This window comes from Acetobacter sp. UBA5411 (genome assembly GCF_002409645.1).
In the GTDB taxonomy this organism is placed as follows: domain Bacteria; phylum Pseudomonadota; class Alphaproteobacteria; order Acetobacterales; family Acetobacteraceae; genus Acetobacter.
Map to the genome: position 1 here is coordinate 112,210 of NZ_DHNR01000028.1, position 22,958 is coordinate 135,167.

A 22,958-nucleotide genomic window follows, 5' to 3' on the forward strand; every position below is an offset into this window, starting at 1 on the left:
GCCAGAGTTCAGGATTGTTTCGAACACCCTTTTTACAATGGCTTCTTTCTCTTAATGTTATCGTGCCAAAAACATTTCTGCCCATGTCATACAGGCTGCAGCGTAGCGGATGGCAATGCATGATGTTACCGGAGAGAAGAGTTGAATATTTTCCTTATCCTCGCCTCAATAGTGATCTGGTCCATAATGCTCATATTTTACTGGCAGACCCCAATTTATAGATGGATCGACAATAAATTTGATCTGGAACGCTTTCGCAAAAACAACAAAGAAGAGAATAACTCCTAAAGCTTTTCCTCTTTTACTTTCCCAATGGCATCCATTGCAGAGCAGACGTTTCTTATTGGTGACGCCTTATAACGGAGTGATCCCCCAAACACTCCGTTCGCTCCTTCACCATGCAGCGTGAATGACACTCCCGACCCAATATTTTACAAAACATTTCCGCGCTCATTTTTTCATCTGAGCACAGAATCCTGCGGATCAGGCAGTCCAGTTATCAGGCTGACAGACGGCTTTCGATGCAATCCCACAACAGCCCTGCGGGATTAATGCCGTCAAAGCGCTCCAGCTCCTGCAGGCCTGTCGGTGACGTTACATTGATTTCCGTCAGCCAGTCACCGATCACGTCGATCCCCACAAAAATCAGCCCGCACTCTTTCAGCATCGGGCCAATGGCGTTGCAGATTTCGATATCGCGGGGTGTCAGTTCCACACGCTGCGCCACGCCGCCAACATGCATGTTGGACCGCGCCTCGCCTTCCGCTGGAACGCGGTTGATCGCGCCAATGGGCTTGCCGTCAGCAAGGATAATCCGCTTGTCGCCTTTCCGCACAGCCGCTTCATAGCGCTGGATCATGAGAGGCTCACGAGAACGGGCAAAGTGCATTTCCAGCAGAGCGTTCAGATTCTGATCGTCTTCACGAATACGGAAGACACCACTGCCACCATTACCGAACAGCGGCTTAACGATGATGTCTTTCCATTTCTGTCGGAAAGCGCGGATTTCACCGACATCCCATGTCACCAGCGTCGGCGGCATAAGCTCAGGGTAGTGTGTAACAAGCAGCTTTTCCGGCGAATCCCGCACGGAGCGTGGATCGTTGACGACCAGCGCTTTACCTGGGCCAACACCGTGAACGTGCTCGAGCAGATGCGTCGCCGTGATGTAGGCCATATCAAACGGCGGATCCTGCCGCATGAGGATCACATCCATTTCCGATAGATCGGTCCGTTTCGCTTCTCCGAATGTCGCGTGATTACCTTTTTCACGCCGTACGGTGACAGGCCGCACCGAGGCCGTCAGACGGGTCTTATCTCCCTGTCCGCCCTCAAGCAGCGCCAGAGATTCCACGCCATAAACAAACAGGCGATATCCCCGGGCCTGAGCTTCCAGCATCATGGCGAATGTTGAATCACCATTGATATCGACCCCTTCGAGAGGGTCCATCTGCACAGCAACATCAAGCCCAGAGAGCATCAGTCCAAACTCCTTTTCAGACTGAAACTCTTAAAGCACTTCCCTTCGCAAGCAAAACGCTACGGAAGTTATGGGGGAGCGGGATAGGTAATGGATAGGATTTCGATCAGTTCCGCACCCCGCGGAGTGTGCAGCGTGACTTCATCGCCGACAGCGCGACCGAGAAGGGCTCGCGAGACAGGCGCCAACAGAGTGATTTCATGTTTTTCAGACACGGCCTCATCCGCTCCGACAATGGTGACCGTTGTTTCCCGATCATTCTCATCGACATAGATTACCGTCGCGCCGAAAAACACCCGGTCACGCCGGGTCTGCTGAGCGGGATCGACCTCTATGGCCGTCTCCACCCGCTTCGTCAGAAAGCGTATACGGCGGTCAATCTCCCGCAGTCGCTTCTTGCCATAAATATAATCGCCATTTTCAGAACGATCGCCGTTTCCGGCGGCCCATGAAACGATTTCCACAACAGACGGCCGTTCGACACGCATGAGATGCGAGAGTTCCTCCCGCATCACACGTAGGCCGTCTGGCGTCACATAACGGGCCAGGCCTCCGTTCCGGTCAGTCTTGTCGTTTTGCGCCACGCGGTCTCAACCCTGTTCATCGGTCTTATCCGATGGAGAGTTCGCTGATCGCAGTATCGATCTCCTGGAAACTCGGCATCAGATGCATAGGAATGTCTTTCCGACCGATCTCGACGCTCACCTGTGCAGGATTACCCTGTAGATAAGCGACAAGCACGGCCCGGATCAGGTCATAATAACGGGCGTCTTCTTCCACAACACTCTGAATGCGGCCAGCCAGCGGGCCAACCATGCCATAAGCCAGCAACACGCCAAGAAAGGTGCCGACAAGCGCACCGGCAATCATTTCACCGAGAACCTCAGGTGGCTTGCTGATGGAACCCATGGTCTTGATGACGCCGAGCACAGCCGCCACGATACCGAGTGCAGGCAGAGCGTCAGCCAGTGTCTGCAGACCGTGCGCCACATGCGTGTCTTCCTTGAGATTTTTTGTCAGTTCACGGGACATCACTTCGTCAAACTGAAAAGCGTCGTCCATATTCATGCTGATCATCCGGAGATAATCGCAGATCAGATTACGGACCCGATCATTGTCCCTGATCTTGGGATAGGCGGCAAAGGCCGTGCTCTCCATGGGTGTTTCAATGTGCGGCTCAAGCGCCATGACACCCTGTGTCTGAGCCAGCCGCGCAAAGAAAAACAGCAGTCCCAGCAGATCAATATAATCCTGACGACCAAAAGCCGGTCCCTTGATCGCTGTCTTCAGAGCGCCCGGCACATGCTTCATATCCGACATCGAATTGGCCATGGCGAATGTGCCGATGCCGGCACCAAGAATCGTGATCAGCTCAAATGGCATGGACTTGATCAGCGGTCCGATTGCACCGCCTGATGCTGCAAAGGATCCGAATACACAGACCAGCAGAAATACCAGCCCACCGATTAACAACATCTAGTCTATCCTCGTCTCAAGGCACGAATAATCTTGCCGTGCCATGTCATCGTCACTGTGCTTTTGGTGGCTGAGCCGCCGCATTTGCAGCGGGAGCCGACTGTTCACCGCTTCCCGCCTCAGCGGACGTGTCATCCGGCAGCTTCACCTCATGGTCTCGATGCAGCACGAGAACCACGCGGCGGTTCACAGCTGCGGCCGGATCATCCGGATCAGCCAGATCGTGCGCAGCGCGTCCAACGACTTCAGCCAGTCGCTGTTCGGGAAAGCCCGCAGCAGACAGAACCTCGCGGGCAGAATCCGCCCGGGCCGCAGATAACGTCCAGTTGGACGCGCCCTTTTTCTTGTACAAAGCACCGTCCGTGTAACCGTAGATGGACAGGTTCTGCGGCATGGCTGTCAGATACGGCGCGATCAATTGCAGCAAATGCGTGGCTCGTTCATTCAGACGGGCCGATCCCGTATCGAACATCGGGTTGTGATTACTCTCCGCGACCTGGATACGCAGTCCAACCGGCAGCACATCGACCGAAATCTGTGACTTCAGCTGGGCTGCATCCGGATCCTGCGACAGCGCTTTCTCAATCTGCTTCCTGTCCTGCTGAAGATCAGCCTCTTCCGTCTCGGCAGCGGAATTGCGGCCGTCACCAAGAGAGGTTGTCGCCCCGTTCTTCTCTCCCCCTACCGGCACGATCCGGGGGAGAGCTGGCGTGATCGACGCTACCTTACCGATACTGCGATCAGGAAATGCCGGATTGGGCACTGCGAAAACACCGCGCGTGCGGACATCGTTTCCCGCGCCGGAGGTTTCTTTGCCGACTACGATGGAAACGCCGGACCCCACTCCACCCAGTTCAGCATTTTTACTTTTCTTGGCGTCACTGACCATGCCGGGCGGAAGAATGGCGTTTTTCTCGGCCTGAGAAATCTGCATTTTCTGGGGCATCGCCATCTGCTGGGCTGCCTGCTCTCCGGACATATCAGATCCGGTCGCATGACCCGCATTATCCGCATCTCCCTGCACGACGGAGGAAGATTTTCCCGGACCACTAGGCGTCTGCGCAGCCGCATCACCCGTGGTCGCCATGGGATTGAAGAAATTGGCAATGCCACGACGACGCTGTTCCGTGGTGGCGTTGATCAGCCACATCACAAGAAAGAACGCCATCATGGCGGTCACGAAATCTGCATAGGCGATTTTCCAGGCACCGCCGTGATGCCCTGCACCGCCTCCGCCGCCACGTTTGACGACGATGATTCGCGCTTTGTTGTCCCCGTCCTTACGTGGCATCTGCCTCTCCAACCGTCCGGCTATGCTGGCGGAAGGGGCTTAAAACACGCTTAACAAAAGGGTGATGTCATGGCCTTCCCGCTCTAACTGCGCGATGCAGCCGGGAGTTTCCTCAACCACGACGCAGGAAGAGCCGGAATCGGACAAGCGACCCGGTACAGATTGTATCGCTCCGCCTCACGCCCATCACGCAACCGCACGATCATCCCGGCGGGTTGACCAAGAGCAGCCCAGGGACTGCCTTGTGGGAAGGAGCGTCGTCCGTTTCGGATCAATAATCCCCAGCCCTCCTTGCAGGACCATGCTGGCAGGTCAAACAGCATCCAGCGCGGTTCGGCACCCAGCACAATGCGACCGGGGAGACGAAAAGCCAGTTCCGATGCCAGAGCGTATTCATCAGAAGCGATGAAAGCAGCGCCTTCAGATTGTTGCGCGACATTTTCGGCAAATATTGTCCAGCCGCCGCCCTGTCGCAGGGCGACGTCAAAATGTCTGTTCAGAGGCAGAAACCCGGTCGTCGTCTGACATAGCAGAAGGCCCCAGAGTGCGTAGCCGAGACCGGAAGCGATTTTCCAGCGTCGGTCTCCCTGCAGGACGATCAGACACACCAAAGCCGGATAAATCAGAACGGGCCAGTTCGCCTGCACCCGGTCTCCCAGAGCATGCTGCAAGAAAACAGCTCCCGGCACACAGGTCAGACACAACAGCAAACGATCTATATCCGAGCGCCTGCGAAATGCAGCAATCAACGCCACCACGGATAGCAGAAAGATGCCCGGCGTCAGCAATCCAATCTGGCCACCGATCAGTTCGCCAAGGTATCCCGGCGCACGCGAGGGTTGCCAGTCGCCCGTGCGCCCACCCTGCCGGATAAAGCTGGCCCAACCGTGGGTGGCGTTCCACCAGACAACCGGAAATGTCAGACACACACCGATTGCTGCCCCCAGCCAGGGCCAAACCGTGAGAAGCTGTTTCAGTCGCCTCACAGACAGCAGACACCACAAACCCAGACCGGCCACTGGCAGAACCATGGTGTATTTACTGTCAAACCCGAGCCCCGCACTGACGCCAAGCAGCACCCACCAGCGCAGATCTCCCGTTCGCACCAATCGCCCGGAAGCCCAGAGAAACAGGGCCATGAAAAAAAGCAGCGGCGTGTCCGGCGTCATGACGGTCGCGCCCACCCCGAGCGCCAGCGTGGCATTGAGCAGCACACCGACAATCCAGGGATTCACCACTGGCGCAAGAGGTCTGTCCCGCAACAGGGCGACCTGAAAATCCCGACAGGCCAGAACCGTCAGAATCGTACCGACAGCAGCAGCGAGTGGTGCAGTCAGCCTGATACCGAACCCCGTATCGCCGAAGAGCGCCGTTCCGATCCAGATCCACCACGCCACCATCGGAGGATGATCAAGGTAACTGGCCTGAAGATCGTGCGACCACGTCCAGTAATAGGCTTCGTCAGGCGTAACTGGCAGACAGGCTGCCAGAATCAGACGCAAGACCGTGAGCACTCCGAGACTGATGAACGGATGGGCCAAAATAGCGTCCAAAAGACGGGAAAACGCCTTCCGCGCAGAAAGCAGACTCACCGCAACACTCCGGGCGAAAACCTCACTTCCTGCGCCAGATCAGCGTCGAGGACACAGCATAGTTCCAGACGACGCCAATCACTGCACCCGTTGCGCTCGCCTTGTCGAACGTCTGGCCGTCATCGCGGAAGAGTTGCGCGATACCGATATTCGCCCATGCGCCCGCGGAGCATACGACAAGAAAGAGGAAGAGCCCACCGTACAGATGGGTGCCTTTCAGTCTGCGGTCACGGTAGGTCAGCGTGTTGTCGAGCCAGAAATTGACCAGCATGGCGACGAAAGTGCCGCCCGTCTGTGCGATCGGGAAGTCCACCCCGGACAGACGCAGCACATTCATGATGGCGATATTCACGATCACACCGACCAGACCGACAAACGCAAAGACCAGAAAGCGAATCGGTAGCCAGCCGTGAAACAGCTTGTCGAGCATCAGTCCGAGGAACTGGAGCATAACCAGCACGTCGAGCTTGCTCTCTCCCGCAAGGCGCGGCTTGAACGTGCAGGGAATCTCCTCCACGCGGACCTTGATTGGCGCGGACAGGATCAGATCCATCAGAATCTTGAAGCCCGCGCCGGACAGTCGGGGTGCCGTCCGCACGAACAGATCCCGCCGCAGGGCAAAAAACCCGCTCATCGGATCGCCCACCCTGACCGGCAGAATCATCTGCGCCAGCGTGATTCCGCCGTTTGACAGGGCATGCCGCCACGCATTGGCCAGACCGCTATTATCACCGCCTTCGACGTGACGGCTTCCAATGGCGATATCGCACCGTCCGCTCGCAAGAGCATCCAGCATAACGCCGAGACGGGTTTCGTCATGCTGGAGGTCACCATCCATGACGGCGATATAGGTCGCGGACGAAGACAGTGCGCCTTCGATCACCGCCGTGGACAGTCCGCGCCGTCCGATACGGGAAATACCCCGCACGCGCCAGTTGCTGCGAGCCAGTTCCCTGACAGCCTCGATCGTGCCGTCAGGCGAGTTGTCGTCGACAAAAACGACTTCCCAGTCCCGCCCGGCCAGAGCCCGCGTCAGCGCCTCGACCAGAGGCCGGACATTCGCTGCCTCGCAGTAACAGGGCACCACCACCGTGATATCGGGGCTTCCGGCAGGCCTGTCTTCAGCGGGAGAGTGAATCGTTTGTGAAAGCTTTTCCTGCATAACGAGTGTGGTCACGGAAGCTTTCCATCTCCCACCCCTTCCGGCGACGGAAAACGTGAGAGAGTTGTGCGGATTGTCTGCAGAGTCTGCACACGCACCACGTGGGGAGCCTCTGTCAGGCGGCGGGTCATTTCATTCTCCTGCGTCGTGTTCCGGGCAACCAGCCGAACAAGGAAGTCGGTGCTGCCCCGCATCATGTGGCACTCCAGCGCTTCCGGCCACGACGACACCATCGCCTCAAACTGTGACAGAACTGTTTCCTTCTGACTGTCGAGACCAATCAGGGCGAACAGCGTGATGGGCCAGCCCAGCGCATTGGCGTCCACGTCAGCATGGTAGCCCCTGATGACACCGATCTCTTCCAGACGACGCACACGCCGAAGGCAGGGAGGCGCGGAAATGCCCACCCGACGGGCCAGCTCCACATTCGTCATGCGTCCGTCCGCCTGCAGTTCGGCAATGATCAGCCGATCCACCGCATCGAGTTCCGCTTCCGTCACCAGCCTCTCCATCCCGCGACCTCGCGTGCATATAGGACGAACCCTGTCATCTGTCCAAAACCCTCCGACGTCTGCCAGTAATGCATCAAAACCTGTCCGCCAAAGCTTGCCCCGAGCGAAAAACAGGACCATATCGCTCCACAATCAGCTCCTCGAATGGAGACACAAGGCACCTTCCCTCGAGACCGTGCCAGATGACAGGACGAGAGCGAAAGGCGTCGTAGAGCATGACAATAACCACCGATCTCCTGATCATTGGCGCCGGACCGGCCGGTTACACCGCAGCCATTTACGCAGCCCGTGCGAATCTCAAGCCTGTTCTCGTCGCTGGCATGCAGCCCGGCGGTCAGTTGATGATCACCACGGACGTGGAGAACTATCCCGGTTTCGCCAGCGCGATTCAGGGACCGTGGCTGATGGAGCAGATGGCGGCGCAGGCCGAACATGTCGGCACGCAGATTATTCATGATCTTGTCACGAAAGTGGATTTCCGAAACGGCTCACCTTTCCGCATCACGCTTGACGGCGGCGACGTCTATCTCGCCCGCAGTGTGATCATTGCCACCGGGGCGCAGGCAAAGTGGTTGGGCATCCCTTCCGAAAAAGCCCTTCAGGGCGCGGGAGTTTCCGCCTGCGCCACCTGTGACGGATTCTTCTTTCGCGGCAAGAAAGTCGCGGTTGTCGGCGGCGGCAATACGGCGGTCGAGGAAGCGCTCTACCTGACGCATCACGCATCGCACGTCACGCTGATCCATCGGCGCGATTCGCTTCGGGCGGAAAAGATTCTTCAGGACCGGCTGGAATCTAATCCGAAAATTTCTGTCGTGTGGAATTCGGTCGTGGCCGACATCCTCAGCGCAGGTACCCCGCCGACCGTCACCGGCGTGAAACTGCTCAACACGCTGAATGAAACCCTGAGCACGCTGGACGTTGAAGGCGTGTTCATTGCCATAGGTCATGCTCCAAACACGAAACTTTTCCACGACCAGCTTATGTTGGATGCGGAAGGTTACATCATGACCGAAGCAGGGACGACGCGGACATCGGTTCCGGGCGTTTTTGCGGCAGGTGATGTGCAGGACAAGATTTATCGTCAGGCCGTCACCGCGGCCGGAACAGGCTGTATGGCGGCTCTGGATGCGGAACGGCATCTGGGCGGTCTCGTTTCGGAATCAGGACAGAATACTTGACCGTCTGAAGTATTTCCTTCACCAAACACCATGTAGGTACATCGGGTCAGGACTGTACCTCAAACCAGACAAGGGAGATCGGGGTGGACTGGGACAAACTCAGGATATTCCACGCTGTTGCGGAAGCCGGGTCCTTTACCCATGCGGGTGATGTGCTCAACCTCAGCCAGTCTGCTGTTTCGCGTCAGATTTCAGCCCTGGAGGATGTTCTCCAGGTACCTCTTTTTCATCGTCACGCCCGTGGCCTTATCCTGACAGAACAGGGTGAGATGCTGAATCAGACAGTCAGGGAAGTCTTCTCCAAACTGGAAATGACGCAAACCCTGCTGACGGAAAGCAAGGAAAAGGCAGCCGGACGTCTGCGCGTCACCACGACGACAGGATTTGGCAGCTGCTGGCTGATGCCACGACTGCACCGCTTCATGGCGCAGAATTCCGACATTTCCATCACGCTGATCCTTGAGGACAATGACCTCGATCTGGGTATGCGTGAAGCCGATGTCGCAGTGCGCATGCATGCGCCACGTCAGCCTGACCTCATCCAGAGGCACCTCGCGGACTTCCCGCTCTCCGTCTTCGCCTCCCCGCGTTATATTGAGCAGTTTGGCCAGCCTTCCTCACTCGAGGATCTCGCCAACCATAATCTCGTAGCATTCGGCGGCTATCATCCTCCGGTTCCGCATGTGAACTGGCTGCTGGAAGCCGGAATGCCTGAAGGCGCACGGCGGGCAGCACGGCTGGAAGTCAACAACATGGTCGCCATGGCGGACGCCATTTCCGCCGGTCTCGGCATCGGTTCGGTTCCGGGTTACGCCGTTGCGGAATATCCTGATCTGATCAAGGTTCTTCCGAACGTCGAGCCGCCCAAGGTGGAAGCATTCTTCGTCTATCCGGAAGCACTGCGTAGCTCGAAGCGTGTTGCAGTCTTCCGCGACTTCCTGACCAGCGAACTGGGACTGCGTTCCTGATAGCCGCTTGCAGTTTCACATGTTTTCAGGCGGGCACTGCCATGGTGTCCGCCTTTTTTCTATCCTGATTATGGCTTCCCGAGTGCCGTAACGACACAAGCGAACAGCCCCACGGGCGCGAGGCAGATGGCGATTGTTTCTCCAGTTGGCGCGTAATGCGGAAAACCATACGAGACCACAGCGCACACGACCCAAGAGACAAGACAGACGATCAGCATGGTCATGGAACAGGCACTTTCATGAATGGTATGAAGAAATACCGGTGGTTATTATCGTGTTGTCAGGTTCTTGATGAAGTCGTGTAATCCACCATCAATGGCTCTCTTGAAAGCCGCAAGCGTCTCATCTCCCACATAATGCTCAATGCCTTCGGCATCGACCAGAACGCTTTCCTCACTTACACCGAGCGCGCGCAGAAACGCCTCGACAATCCTGTGTCGGGCCCTTGCCTCTTCCGCCACTTTCTGCCCGGCCTCCGTGAGAAACACGCCGCGATAGGGTTTCTGGACGACAAAACCGTCAGCCACCAGCCGCGCCAGCATTTTGGCGACGGTTGGCTGCGACACGCCCAGACGTGCAGCGATATCGACCTGTCTGGCCTCCTGCGATTCCGCCAGAAGGTCAGAAATCAGTTCCACATAATCTTCCACCAGAACCTTGCGCCGTGCCTCACGATTGGCCCGGAAACTCTCTGACTGCGCGTTCGGGTCCGGCAGGGAGGGAGATGATTTCAGTATGTGCGGCGACTTCAAGATCAGGACTTTCCCGAATGATTATTCCGTCACGAATAGATCATTCCCAAGGTTCGATCCAGCTTTTGATTGAAGACGAAATATAGCATATTGCATATAGATTAGCATTTTGTTTTAATAATAGGGAAAGCAGTATATCGCCTCTCTTTCTGACCGCATGCCTTTTCCCATGAAGCGTTCAGTTCTCACGCCAGTTTCACCCTTAATTATAGCAATAGCTATATAATATTGCAGAGACATCGCCCATGCCGCGCCGCAACACGATTTTGAAATCTACCTTTATACTCATCATTGTTTCGGTGCCGCCTCATAGCGCCCTCGCTGACATGGCAACTATTCTTTCCGCATCTGGTCATCAAAAAACGTCCGTTCATCCTCGTAGGACGCCACAAAAACCTGAAACAGAAAAACCCGCTTCGGCTTCTGAGCATATCCACGTCATGGGTCATATGGATCAGGCGCGAGGACGCATTTTCCCGGCGCTAGGAGCGGTATCCTACGGTATCGACGAAAAGCAGATTCAGGCGACGCCACAGGGACAGAACGCGACCTTCAGCCAGATCATGCTGCGTCTGCCGGGAGTGGTGCAGGACAGTTACGGCGAGGTCCATGTTCGTGGCGAGCATGGTGGCCTGACCTATCGTGTGAACGGCGTGCTGCTGCCGGAGGGTCTCAACGGCTTTGGTCAGGAACTCGACACACGCATCATCCAGTCCATGAATCTGCTGACCGGCACCCTGCCCGCCCAGTTCGGTTTCCGCACCGCAGGCATTGTCGACGTCAACACGAAAAGCGGTTCCCAGCTCAAGCATAATCAGCTTTCACTTTATGGTGGCAGCTACCAGACCTTTGCGCCTTCTCTCCAGCTTGGTGGACACAAGGGAAACTTCGAGTATTTCACGACAGTTTCCTACAACCGTAACGCCATCGGCATCGAAAACCCGACCGGTTCCTTTCGGCCTGTACATGATCTGACCGAGCAGGAAAAAGCATTTGGTTATTTTTCATGGCATCCCGACGACGCAAACCGCCTGTCACTTCTGACAAGCGCTTCCTACAGTGATTTTGAAATACCCAATACGCCGGGACTGCCACAGCTCTATGCACTTGATGGCACCGATATCCAGAAATCCCCTGTACAGTCGCGCTTTCTCAGGGATAGCCAGACAGAACAGAACTATTACGCCGTCGTGTCCTGGCAACACACGCAGGATAACCTGAATTTTCAGGCCTCACCGTTTTTCCGTTACGGACGCATTGATTATACGCCCGACCCGATCCGGGATCTGGTGTTTCAGGGTGTCTCTGAACATGAGGTCAATGACTTTACGACAGGCGGCATGCAGTTCGATCTGTCATGGAACATTGCGAAGAATCATACAGTGCGCGCCGGCGCTCTCGGGCAATACACTTCTGAACGGCTTGATACGAATTCTCTGGTTTTTCTGACCAGCAGCGAGAGCCAGCAGTTATCCGCAACACCCCAAAGAGTGATCGACAATAGCGGTAACTGGTCAGTCGAGGCAGGCGCCTATCTTCAGGATGAATACAAGATCACTCGTTCCCTGACCTTCAACTACGGTATCCGTTATGATCGGTTCGCATCCTCGTTTGATAACGAGGGACAACTGAGTCCACGAGCCAACCTCGTCTGGAAGCCGCTCAGAAACACCACTTTTCACATTGGCTATTCACGCTATTTCGCGCCACCTTCACCACAATACATCTATCCCTCCACACTCGCCCGCTTCGCCGGAACAACCAATGCGCCGGCCTCCCCAGCAGGAGACGCCACGAAAGTCGAGAAGTCGCATTACGTCGATATTGGTATTCTGCAGCGCATTACTCCGCAGTTTCAGGTCACAGTCGATGCGTTCTCCAAATGGGCGCATGACATGACCGATCTGGGTCAGTTTGGTCGCGCCGTCATTCTGGCCCCCTTCAGCTATCGTCGTGGTCATATTTACGGCACAGAACTCGGCATGTCCTGGCGCAAGGGACACTGGTCCGTATTCGGCAATTTCTCATTCGTAAAGACAGGTGCACACGATATCAATTCGGCGCAATATCAGTTTTCGCAGCAGGAGCTGGATTATATCCGGCATCACGATATCCAGCTTGATCATCAGGGAAAATACACTGCCAGCAGTGGTGTATCCTGGAGCAACACCCATCATCTGGCCTATGTCGATTTCATTTACGGAAACGGCCTGCGCAGCGGGTTCGCCAATATCGACAAGGAACCGCAATACGCCGTTTTCAATATCGGCTATCAATACACGATGACGCCTGTTCCACTCGGCCACGCGCTCAGGCTCCGCGCCGATGTGGTCAATCTCTTTGACAAAAAATATCAGCTACGGGACGGTAGTGGCGTCGGAGTGTATCAGGCGCAGTATGGGCAGAGGCGTGGCATTTACGGTGCCGTCATTGCGGATTTTTGATCCGTAAACCAGAACCAGCCACCAATATTTCAGAAACAGGCTTCATGAAACCATTCGATACGAGAGCAAAGAGGCACATATAATTTACAAGGATTTAACTCACTGCCTCTACCGTTTCATCCATTAGCTTCAATACCGCAGACTACATTGCACACTGTTCTCAAAAGAATCTTTTATCTGTTCCCATTGATCTTACCAGCCGTCAAACACAGGAGAACATTCTGACGCAACTGGCCATTTCGCATGTTGCGCTGTCCGTCTCGTCTTTGTTTTCCGGCTTCCGCCCCTGTTCTTCCTTGGCTCTTCATACAGGAAAGCTCAGGGTTGACGCAGAAAGCCAATAAGGGATATCGCCTCCCCTCCTCACATACGGCGGTAATCGGATCATCCTGAATTAAGAGGGCAGGACGTTACAATAACTTAACCAGTATGAGCCATAAAGCCCGACCAAGCACCAAAAGGGATAGACATTGCTATGAAAGAGCAATCCGTTCGTATTCCTGACAGCGATCCGGCAGAACAAAACATCCGATTTCTCTGGTCGGCAATCGACGAAGTACTCATTGTGGCCATTACGGACGTCAATGGTGTCATCACGCACGTCAATGACCGCTTCTGTCAGATCAGCGGATATTCCAAGCATGAACTGCTTGGTCATACCCACAGAATTCTGAACTCCGGTTATCATAGCCAGGATTTTTTCCGAAATCTGTATGCAACGATCAAGACAGGGAAGATCTGGCGAGGAAAGATCTGCAACCGGGCGAAAGATGGGTCGCTGTACTGGGTTGCCACCACCATCATCCCCCGCAAGGACGAGCACGGCAAAATCCTCTCCTACGTCGCCTATCGTTTCGACGTCACGCCTCTGATCGAAGCCCGGAACAGGATGAAACATCTTGCCCGGCAGGACCCTCTGGTCAATGCGCTGAATCGCATTGGTTTCTCCGAAGGGCTGGCAGCTACGCTCGAACAGACGATAGAGACGGATGAAACCCGTCTGATGGTACGGATTGATCTCGACGGCTTCAAGGAAGTCAACGATATCTACGGTCATGACGCCGGTGACAGGGTGCTGATTGAAGTCGCCGAGCGGCTCAGAACCTTTGCAGGCCCCGATGCAATCATCGGCCGTCTGGGGGGTGATGAGTTCGCCATCATCATGGATATGTCCGAAACAGATACCTGCGTGGAGCATCATCTCCAGCATCTGCTTAGCGACATTGAAGCCCCGATTGTCCTTGACGAGACCTGCGTGTCCGTGTCGGCCAGTATCGGCTACACATTTCTCGACAGCACGACGCTATCCGGTCAACAGTTTATGAAAGACGCGGATATCGCGTTGCTTCAGGCGAAACAGCGCGGTGGCCAGAGTGTCGTTGCCTTTACACCGAGCATGGGCCTCAAGGCCAAAAATCATCAGTTGCTGATGAGCCAGATTCATCTTGCCGCCGACCGGGGTGAGCTGGAAATGTACTATCAGCCCATCATCAATCTGGCCCTTGGCCGTGTCACAGCCTGTGAAGCGCTTCTGCGCTGGCATCATCCGGAACTTGGTCTTCTCACTCCGGTTTCATTCCCTGAAGTCTTTGGTGATTTCCGCACCGGGCTGGCGATTGGCAAATTCGTCAGACGGTCCGTTATCCGCGATCTCGCCAAATGGATCGAGACAGGCGATTACAACGGCAATGTCACGCTTAACGTCAGCATGGCGGATTTCGGCACGGATGGTCTGACTCAGGAATTCTGCGATCTGACTGCGGAAGCCGGTGTGCCACGCGAGAGGGTCAAAGTCGAAATCACGGAAACCATTTTCCTCGGCTCAACACGATCAGACCGGGTAAGACGCGAAATATTCAAACTATCCCGACATGGTTTCAAGATTGCGTTCGATGATTTCGGCACGGGCTATGCCGCGATCAGCCATTTGCGTGAACTACCTCTGACACACATCAAGATCGACCGCAGCTTTATCAAAAACATTGATCAGAGCGCGCGTGATCTGAAAATCACCTCAGGCCTGATCCGTCTTGCACGTAGCATCGACATGGCGATCATTGCTGAAGGTGTCGAAACAGTCGACCAGTTACGCATTCTGAACGATCTGGGGTGCACTGCCTGTCAGGGATATCTTTTCGCCATGCCGGTTCCTGTAACGGCGCTACCGGACGCTGTCGAAAATGCAGGAATAATTCTGGATGATTTCAGACGGTCCACGCGGAGTGGCATGCTTTCCGGCTCTGCCTGATAACCCCGCACAGCCTGTGACCAGCCAGTTTTCTGGTCGCAGGCACACTAAAACCCGAAGATCTTCAGTTTTCAGCCAGAAACAGGTCGCCGCTCATGCCTCCACGGGTGACACGAGCGGTTTCCCAGCTGCCATGGCAACGACATTGTCCAACGCCAACATACCCATTTCAGTCCGTGTCTCGACCGTGGCGCTTCCCACATGCGGCGTCATGAACAGGTTGGGAAGTTCCAGCAGTCGCGGGTCAGGGTGCGGCTCATTCCGACAGACATCGAGCCCGGCAGCGGCAAGTTGCCCATTCCGCAGCGCCTCGATCAGGGCATCCTCATTCACAAGCCGCCCACGCGCCGCGTTCACAAAGATCGCTCCCTTTGGCAGCCGTGACAGGAAGGCCTGATCCACCATGCCATCCGTCTCGTCGCTGCCGGGAAGATGCAGGGTGATGATCTGACAACGCGGCAGCATGTCCGCAAGATTTTCCACCCAGGTCGCACCATGCTCCAGTTCAGGAGCCAGACGGCGCCGGTTGTTATACAGCACGGTCATTCCGAACCCCCGTGCCCTTCGTGCAACGGCCTGCCCGATCCGTCCCATGCCAACAATGCCGAGCGTCTTGCCGCTGATCCGCATGCCCAGCATTTCATCCATAGCCAGATCACGACCCCAGCCCTTCCGGACCAGCGCCGTATATTCCGCAGCGCGCCGTGCAGCAGCCAGAATCAGAAGCAGGGCGAGATCCGCATTGCACTCGGTCAGCACATCAGGCGTGTTGGAAACAGCAATGCCACGCGCACGGATGGCTTTCACATCCAGATGGTCGAGCCCGACACTGACGGTCGCAACCAGACGCACGGAGGCCGGAATTTTAGCGACAGCGTCACCCTTGATCGCGGCATGATGCGTCACCAGCATAGCTTCCGCCTGCGTCTCCTCCGCCAGTTTGAACAGGGCAGCCGTATCCAGCGGCGTCTTCGGAGGAGGAGGCGCATCGAATTCCTGCGCAATCCGCGCCTCCACAGCTTCAGGCAGGCGAACGCTGCGGACGATACGGGTGCGAGAGGAAGACATGACAAACTCCGTAGACTGAGTGGTGGACGCTAAACAGGTCCGGATCATGAAGCGAGTAAGGGGAACACGACAAGAGGCTGTCAGTTTCGTGATAAAGCGGTAGCGAGATGATGACAGGCGCTCCTTTTGCCGACAGAAGCCGAACCTATTTCCTTACGTAGAATTCCTTTGTCACATATCATCATCCGACTGGACGAGAGTCGTCCAGACAGCATGACGCAGAACATTCCTGCCGCATCGGTTCTGGCGGAAACTCTCTGCGTGAAACGGAAAGAAGGATCGGCATGAACGACCAGCTCGAACTGACGCCGGAGCTGATGCTTGGAGCCTACTCCGTCGGACTGTTTCCCATGGGGAATAGCGAGAATCCTGACACGATCGACTGGTATGATCCTGATCCGCGCGGTGTCATGCCGCTCTACGGCTTTCATCTTCCCAAACGCCTGTGCCGGACCGCGCTGAGCGACCGCTTCACCGTGACGACCGACCACGATTTTGAAGGCGTCATGCGGGCCTGCGCCACCCCTGCGCCGGGGCGTGAAACGACATGGATCAGCGAAACGATCATCAGCCTGTTCTGCCGCCTGCACGAGATGGGCTACGGCCACAGTATCGAAACATGGCACGACGGCGAGATGGTCGGCGGGCTGTATGGCGTTGCACTGGGAAGCGCTTTTTTCGGCGAAAGCATGTTCAGTCGTGAGACTGACGCATCAAAGGTCGCGTTGGTGCATCTGGTCGCCCGACTGCGCCTTCTTGGCTTTGACCTGCTGGACACCCAGTTCGGCACGACTCATCTCTCGCAGTTCGGTGGTGTCGAGATTGACGCGAGCGACTACAAGACCCGTCTGAGACAGGCTGTCCGATCCGAACAGCGCTGGACATCCCTTTCCACCGCCGAAATTGCTACCGAAATCCGACGGATACGCGAAGAGACCCGTCTCGCGGGTGGTTGACTGACTGGTGCAGATGGGGTGCTGTCCGCAGGAATGTTCATGAAATGAGGACTGTTCGACGTATGCGACAGGTCACCGGGAAGTCTGATGCAGGAAACAAAGCTGGCGTGTTGGGACGATGTCTCGCACTGACGCTGATGGCTGGTGTGATGCACGGAACAGCATTGGCCGATGGTGATCACCCGCCCCTCACCCCGCTGAAAGACGCCGTCATCACCTACAGCGTGCAGCCGGATGGCGCGCCGCAACCGCAGCAGGTGAAGGTGTGGTTCACTGCCGAGGGTGCGAGAATGCGTATCGACGCCCCCGATGGTTCGGCGTCCACCATCCTCAACCGCACTGCCCAGACCGTGACGATCCTGCTGCACAAACAGCGGGTTTTCACCCAGCTTGAACAACGCGGCAGTGTGAGAAATCCGTTCCTGCTCGACGTCTCCATGCAGTTCACGCGCCACGGCAACCGCACTGTTGCAGGCATTCCCTGCACGGAATGGGGCGTCGCGTCCGGACATGGCGACGCCACCGCCTGTGTAACGACGGACGGCCTGATTCTGGCTGAAAATGGCGTCGATGCTGATGGCGCCAAAGGACATCTGTCCGCAGAATCCGTATCCTACGAAACCATCCCGGCCTCCGCCTTTGCCGCTCCTTCCGACTATCAGGAAGTCCATCAGCATCGCGTCGCAGGTCAGGGAGCTGGCGCGCCAGCTCTTTCAACCGGACCTTTGGGCGGAGCAGGATCTTCACCTGCGGGAGACGCTGCCGCGACACCGGCTCCGGCATCATCCAGCACGCCGGATACCGCCGGGCAGCCCTGAGGCAACGTCATGAAAAACCCGATAGCGCGACGCATTTCGTTCCTGTTGCTGACATTGCCTCTGAGCGTCCTGCTTTCCGGCCACCCTGCCCGCGCAGAGGAGGCTGATCCCTCCGCAAACGGGCCTTATGTCACGCCTTCCGTGGATGTGAGCGTACATTATGAAATGGTGTCGCCGCAAAGTCCCCTGCCCGTGCATCAGGACATGCATTGGCAGGTCGCTTCTCTGCGGCAGCGGATCGATCCTGAAAACTCGGCCGTCTATATGGTGACGTCCTGGCGCGATCATACGCTGACTGTGGTGGACACTCTGGGCCATCGGCGAAGCGTCATGCCCGCACCGGGTGCGACACTCACCCTGCCGGGACAGGTGCCGCCGGGTTCATTCAAGAAACTTGGGACCGACATGGTCAGCGGTCAGCTTTGTACAGTCTGGCGCACGACGGATCAGGACGGCCATGAAAGCGACGCCTGTTACACAGAGGACGGCATCCTGCTTCAGGTGAAGCAGCAGGGACGCATTTTGGTCAGGGCGCTCTCCGTTGAGCGGACGCCGCAGCCCGACACACTTTTCGTCATTCCCGAGAGCTATTCAACAGTCGCCCCAGCCCGCTGAGTGGACGGGAAAGGCGACGGCATCCGCTCCGCTGTCCGGCCTTTTCCCTTCTTCGGCTTTCCGGGTGGCAGATCGCGTAATCTGCGGGCCGGCGAGCCGACATAGAGACCGTTCGGCTCGGTGCTTTTCGTCACCAGAGATCCCGCTCCGATCACACAGCCTTTGGCAATCGTGACGCCGGGCAGGATGGTGACATTCAGGCCAATCCAGCATCCGTCTTCAATGACGACATCCCCCAGCACTGCCTCAATAGTACAACGCTGTTCAGCCGGACCGACGTCATGTGTCGCAGTGACGACCGAAAGGAATTGTCCGACCCGGACATTGTTGCCAATCGTCAGTCGGGCCGCGCCATCGAAAAAGAAACCGACATTGATGAAGCTTTCCCGGCCCATCGTAATGTTGGTTGAACGCAGATGACAGTCCGGCCAGATACAGGCTGAAGGATCAAGACTGGCGCCCAACATGTTCAACAGACGGGTGCGCAGGAAAGCCGGGATCAGCTCGCTCCCGATACCGGCAAGACAGAGCCTACGCAGATGACGTGTGAAAATATTATCAGAGAGGGTCATCAGAGACTTCACTGTTTAATGCCACAGGCAAAGTCAGCACTTACCTGCAATCTGTTTCTCAATATGCAATATGCATTACACAAAATATTATAGAAAACAATTTCATAATTCTTTTCTGTGTTTATAAAAATACTTTTGTTTATATTTTTAGACTTATTATATTTATTGTGATTAGTTTCTATTATGAAGGATATTATTACAAAATCACCATCTTTGCCTGTCATCACGAACAGTGCGCCTCTCCTGTGCACCACTCATAAATGAAGACCACCTTTTCAAAGCTTACATCCACAGGTACAGAGAGCCCCTTCATCTGTCAGCGTATCAGTTCCTTGAGTAGAATGATCAGAGACGTCAGGCCCCTCACGGATGAGCCATTCATGACGGCGAACAGGGTGTCCCCCCTGAAACCAGCCGCCTCTATCGAAGCACCTTTCCGAAGCAAAGGCTCATGATCCGGAGAGGCCGCCGGTGAATCTGTGTGCCTTCTTCATCCGTCGTCCTGTCGCAACCATTCTTCTGTCTCTGGCGATGGTGTTCGCCGGGCTGCTGTCCTACCGCGTCATGCCGGTCGCCGATCTGCCGGATATCTCCGTTCCCGTTATTTATGTCATCGCCAGCCAGCAGGGCAGCTCACCGCAGCAGATGGCCAGCGCTGTAACGACACCGCTGGAACGTCGCCTTGGAAGCATTGCCGGGCTGACACAGATGACCTCCGACACCACGGACCGGTCATCCTTCATCCTGCTGTTCTTCGATGACAACCGGAATGTGGATGGCGCTGCCCGTGACGTGCAGGCCGCTCTTCAGGCGGCGCGTCAGGACATGCCGAACACGCTGATCGACACGCCGCAATATTATAAAGCCAATCCTTCCGACAATCCGATCATGGTCGCCGTACTGACGTCCGACACACGGCCCCTCAGCGAACTGCGTGATCTGTCGGAGACCAGACTGCTTCCACAACTGGCCGGCATTCACGGCGTGGGATGGGTGCAACCGGAAGGCGCTGCCAAGCCCGCCGTGCGCGTCGAGATGAATCCCTATCTGCTCTATCATTACGGCATCGGGTTCGAGGACATTCGTTCCGCTCTGGCGTCCGCCAACGCCAACACCCCTAAGGGCTATCTGGATATCGGCACGCAGCGCGTGATGCTGACCACCAACGATCAGGCGCGGAAAGCCGACCAATATCGTGATCTGATTATCGGCTATCGCAATGACCGTCCGGTGCGTCTCTCCAGTGTGGCGACGGTTCATGATGGTCCACAGAATGAGCGCGAGGCCGCCTGGTTCAATGGCAAACCCGCCGTCATGGCGATCATCCGGGCGCAACCCGGTGCCAACGTCATTGACGTTACCGACGCCATCCGGGCGCATGCTCCCCGGATCCAGAGCGCGCTTCCCGGTGACGTCAAACTGACTTTGGCCGACGACATGTCCCGGTCAATCCGCGCGGCCCTGATGGATACCCAGCTCACACTTCTGATTTCCGTTGTGCTGGTCGTAATTGTGGTGCTGGCGTTCCTCCGCTCATGGCGTTCCACCCTGATCCCGGCTGTCACGGTGCCCGTTTCACTGGCCGGTTCCCTCGCCGTGATGCACCTGCTGCACTTCTCGCTGGATACGCTCTCGCTGATGGCGCTGACCATCGCCACGGGATTTGTGGTGGATGATGCGATTGTCGTTGTCGAAAATATCGCCCGTCACATGGAAGACGGCATGGACCGTATGGAAGCGTCCCTGCTCGGCTCACGGGAAATCGGTTTTACCGTGGTGTCGATCACCATCTCGCTAATCGCAGTCTTTCTGCCCCTGCTTCTGCTGTCCGGAATTCCAGGAAAGATCTTTTTCGAATTTGCGATGACGCTGACGACAGCAGTCACCATTTCGCTTTTCCTGTCTCTCTCTCTGACGCCCATGATGTGCGCCTACCTGCTTGAAGTGCATCACGGCGAAACGACCATCGGCCACACCGGATGGTCTCGTCGGGTGCATCAGGTGTTCGATGGCGTTGAAACTATTCTGAACGGCATGCTGCACGTTTACATGCAGTCACTCGACGTCGCGCTTCGTCATCGCTGGCTGGTGCTGGCCTCCCTGCCCGTCAGTCTGGCAGCCACAATCGCTGTCGTTGTTTTCATGCCGAAGACAATTCTGCCACCGGAAGACATCGCTCTGGTTTCAGCCTATTTGAGCACAGATCAGACCAGTTCGTTTCAGGCCGTTTCCGACAAGACCCGGCGTGTTGTGAACACGATGATGCAGGATCCGGAAGTGACATCCGTGGTGGCATTTACGGGTGACGACGCAGCCAATGAATCGGCAGCATTCGCCTCTCTTACGGACAAATCCACAAGACAGGACACACCAGAAACCATAGCCGCAAGAATACAGTCTCATGTCGCAAACATTGCGGGCCTCGACGCGCATATTTCCAACTCGGGCGATGTGAACGGTGGAGGCTCGCGTCAGCAGACGGGAAATTACACCTATGTTTTCCGAAGCGACGTCGCGGACGATCTGACAACATGGGTGCCCCGTCTTAGCGAAGCCCTGCGACACAGCAAGGTCATTTCCGATGTCAGCACCAATATCCACAATAATGGCTCTTCATTGCATGTGGACATTCGCCGCGACGTTGCCGCACGTTATCTGATTACACCGCAGTTGATCGGCAACGCTCTGTTTGATGCGTTCGGTCAGCGCACCGCCTCGAATATCTCCACGTCGCTGACGACCTATTATGTCGTGATGGAGGCCGACCGGTTGTATCGGGAAAATCCCGAAATGCTGAAAACGCTGTGGGTTTCAACAGCAGGCGGAACAGCGGGCGGCGGCACTGTCTCTAACTCGATCCGTGTTCCACGCTCAACGGATTCCAGAGAAGCCGAGTTGAACCGTCTGTCTTTCCGAAACCAGATTGCCAACCGACTGGCTGGCGGCGCAGGGGCCTCCAATGGGTCAGCGGTCTCATCCTCGGCTGAGACCATGGTGCCGCTGGTCTCGGTAGCTGATCTCGTGACGCGCCCCACCTCCCTACAGGTCAGCCACGAAGACAACTTTGTCTCCGGTTCGATCTCGTTCAATCTTCCGACAGGAAAAGGGCTGACGGATGCAGAAGCGGAAATAAAACGGGTCAGTAACGCCATTCACATGCCCGACACCATTCGCGGAAGCTTCACCGGTCGCGCGGGTGACTTCAAGAAAGCGCTAGTGAATGAGCTTCTCGTTTTCCTTGCTGCTCTCGTCACCATGTATGTCACTCTGGGGATTCTGTATGAAAGTTATATTCATCCCCTGACCATTCTATCCACACTCCCCTCCGCTGCCGTCGGGGCTGTGGTGGCGTTATGGCTGTCCGGGCAATCCTTTTCGCTGATCGCCATGATCGGGGTGATCCTACTCGTCGGCATCGTCAAGAAAAACGCAATCCTGATGATCGATTTTGCCCTGCATGCCGAACGGCAACAGGGGATGGAGCCTGCAGACGCCATTCGTGCAGCCTGCGCGACCCGTTTCCGCCCCATTCTGATGACCACGCTAGCAGCAGCATTAGGGGCACTTCCTCTTATTTTCGGCAATGGTTACGGCGCGGAATTACGCCGTCCGCTAGGCATTGCCGTCGTGGGTGGACTGGCCATGAGTCAACTCCTCACCCTTTATTCCACGCCTGCTGTCTATTTACTGATGATCGCAATTGGAAAATGGGGGAAGGTCATCTGCTGCCGACTACAAAAGGCTTTCAAAAACAAACATTAAAATTACATCTTTTCTGCGCTTATCACAGATAACAAAGAAACTGTTTTCTGGTTATGCCTGTGAA

19 protein-coding genes are annotated in these 22,958 nt (G+C 56.1%); 8 read left to right on the forward strand and 11 right to left on the reverse strand.

The annotated features are described in order from the left end of the window. Positions 1 to 499: 499 nt before the first annotated feature. The 7 genes from gshB to B3759_RS09120 form a co-directional block, all read right to left on the reverse strand. Positions 500 to 1,480 carry a glutathione synthase gene (gene gshB, locus B3759_RS09090; protein WP_291365624.1) on the reverse strand — a complete coding sequence of 327 codons (981 nt, stop codon included), beginning with the start codon at positions 1,478 to 1,480 and terminating at the stop codon, positions 500 to 502. Between the two features lie 68 nt (positions 1,481 to 1,548). Further along, positions 1,549 to 2,064 carry a transcription elongation factor GreB gene (gene greB / locus B3759_RS09095; protein WP_291365625.1) on the reverse strand — a complete coding sequence of 172 codons (516 nt, stop codon included), beginning with the start codon at positions 2,062 to 2,064 and terminating at the stop codon, positions 1,549 to 1,551. 25 nt (positions 2,065 to 2,089) lie between these two features. Next, a complete protein-coding gene (gene motA / locus B3759_RS09100; RefSeq protein WP_010666247.1) occupies positions 2,090 to 2,956 on the reverse strand; it encodes a flagellar motor stator protein MotA in 867 nt (288 codons plus the stop codon). 52 nt (positions 2,957 to 3,008) lie between these two features. Beyond that, positions 3,009 to 4,247, reverse strand: coding sequence for a flagellar motor protein MotB (locus tag B3759_RS09105; protein WP_291365626.1), 1,239 nt, complete (start codon positions 4,245 to 4,247; stop codon positions 3,009 to 3,011). Between the two features lie 83 nt (positions 4,248 to 4,330). After that, positions 4,331 to 5,839 carry an ArnT family glycosyltransferase gene (locus B3759_RS09110; RefSeq protein WP_291365627.1) on the reverse strand — a complete coding sequence of 503 codons (1,509 nt, stop codon included), beginning with the start codon at positions 5,837 to 5,839 and terminating at the stop codon, positions 4,331 to 4,333. A gap of 22 nt (positions 5,840 to 5,861) precedes the next feature. After that, a complete protein-coding gene (locus B3759_RS09115) occupies positions 5,862 to 7,001 on the reverse strand; it encodes a glycosyltransferase (RefSeq protein WP_291365656.1) in 1,140 nt (379 codons plus the stop codon). Positions 7,002 to 7,012: 11 nt separating this feature from the next. Continuing rightward, positions 7,013 to 7,513: an Lrp/AsnC family transcriptional regulator gene (locus B3759_RS09120; RefSeq protein ID WP_010668531.1), complete on the reverse strand. Its 501-nt coding sequence runs from the start codon at positions 7,511 to 7,513 to the stop codon at positions 7,013 to 7,015. Positions 7,514 to 7,728: 215 nt separating this feature from the next. Here B3759_RS09120 and trxB point away from each other — a divergent pair, with 215 nt between their 5' ends. Both trxB and B3759_RS09130 read left to right on the forward strand, forming a co-directional pair. Then, positions 7,729 to 8,691: a thioredoxin-disulfide reductase gene (gene trxB, locus B3759_RS09125; protein ID WP_291365628.1), complete on the forward strand. Its 963-nt coding sequence runs from the start codon at positions 7,729 to 7,731 to the stop codon at positions 8,689 to 8,691. An 83-nt stretch (positions 8,692 to 8,774) separates the two neighbouring features. Beyond that, positions 8,775 to 9,659, forward strand: coding sequence for a LysR family transcriptional regulator (locus tag B3759_RS09130; protein WP_291365629.1), 885 nt, complete (start codon positions 8,775 to 8,777; stop codon positions 9,657 to 9,659). Between the two features lie 68 nt (positions 9,660 to 9,727). Here B3759_RS09130 and B3759_RS09135 read toward each other — a convergent pair whose 3' ends face one another. Further along, positions 9,728 to 9,883, reverse strand: a complete 156-nt coding sequence (locus B3759_RS09135) for a hypothetical protein (protein WP_291365630.1) — start codon at positions 9,881 to 9,883, stop codon at positions 9,728 to 9,730. Between the two features lie 45 nt (positions 9,884 to 9,928). Beyond that, positions 9,929 to 10,411 (reverse strand): manganese-binding transcriptional regulator MntR, encoded by a 483-nt coding sequence (gene mntR, locus B3759_RS09140; protein ID WP_291365631.1) that lies wholly within the window; start codon positions 10,409 to 10,411, stop codon positions 9,929 to 9,931. Between the two features lie 440 nt (positions 10,412 to 10,851). On the opposite strand from mntR, the gene B3759_RS09145 reads away from it, so the two are divergent. Both B3759_RS09145 and B3759_RS09150 read left to right on the forward strand, forming a co-directional pair. After that, positions 10,852 to 12,855, forward strand: coding sequence for a TonB-dependent receptor (locus tag B3759_RS09145; protein WP_291365632.1), 2,004 nt, complete (start codon positions 10,852 to 10,854; stop codon positions 12,853 to 12,855). 475 nt (positions 12,856 to 13,330) lie between these two features. After that, on the forward strand, positions 13,331 to 15,103 hold the full coding sequence (locus tag B3759_RS09150) for a putative bifunctional diguanylate cyclase/phosphodiesterase (RefSeq protein WP_291365633.1): 1,773 nt from the start codon (positions 13,331 to 13,333) through the stop codon (positions 15,101 to 15,103). Positions 15,104 to 15,196: 93 nt separating this feature from the next. Here the strand turns inward: B3759_RS09150 and B3759_RS09155 are convergent, their stop codons facing one another. Further along, entirely contained in the window at positions 15,197 to 16,171 is a 975-nt protein-coding gene (locus tag B3759_RS09155; RefSeq protein ID WP_291365634.1) for a 2-hydroxyacid dehydrogenase, read from the reverse strand. A 284-nt stretch (positions 16,172 to 16,455) separates the two neighbouring features. On the opposite strand from B3759_RS09155, the gene aat reads away from it, so the two are divergent. The 3 genes from aat (at position 16,456) to B3759_RS09170 (ending at position 18,560) form a co-directional block, all read left to right on the forward strand. Continuing rightward, positions 16,456 to 17,127, forward strand: coding sequence for a leucyl/phenylalanyl-tRNA--protein transferase (gene aat / locus B3759_RS09160; RefSeq protein WP_291365635.1), 672 nt, complete (start codon positions 16,456 to 16,458; stop codon positions 17,125 to 17,127). Positions 17,128 to 17,189: 62 nt separating this feature from the next. After that, positions 17,190 to 17,945, forward strand: a complete 756-nt coding sequence (locus tag B3759_RS09165) for a hypothetical protein (RefSeq protein WP_291365636.1) — start codon at positions 17,190 to 17,192, stop codon at positions 17,943 to 17,945. Positions 17,946 to 17,954: 9 nt separating this feature from the next. Continuing rightward, a complete protein-coding gene (locus B3759_RS09170) occupies positions 17,955 to 18,560 on the forward strand; it encodes a hypothetical protein (protein ID WP_291365637.1) in 606 nt (201 codons plus the stop codon). Here B3759_RS09170 and B3759_RS09175 read toward each other — a convergent pair. Beyond that, complete coding sequence (locus B3759_RS09175) at positions 18,533 to 19,132, reverse strand: acyltransferase (RefSeq protein WP_291365638.1); 600 nt, start codon at positions 19,130 to 19,132, stop codon at positions 18,533 to 18,535. The genes B3759_RS09170 and B3759_RS09175 overlap by 28 nt on opposite strands. Before the next feature lie 471 nt (positions 19,133 to 19,603). On the opposite strand from B3759_RS09175, the gene B3759_RS09180 reads away from it, so the two are divergent. After that, positions 19,604 to 22,894 (forward strand): efflux RND transporter permease subunit, encoded by a 3,291-nt coding sequence (locus B3759_RS09180; protein ID WP_291365639.1) that lies wholly within the window; start codon positions 19,604 to 19,606, stop codon positions 22,892 to 22,894. The last annotated feature ends 64 nt before the right edge of the window (positions 22,895 to 22,958 follow it).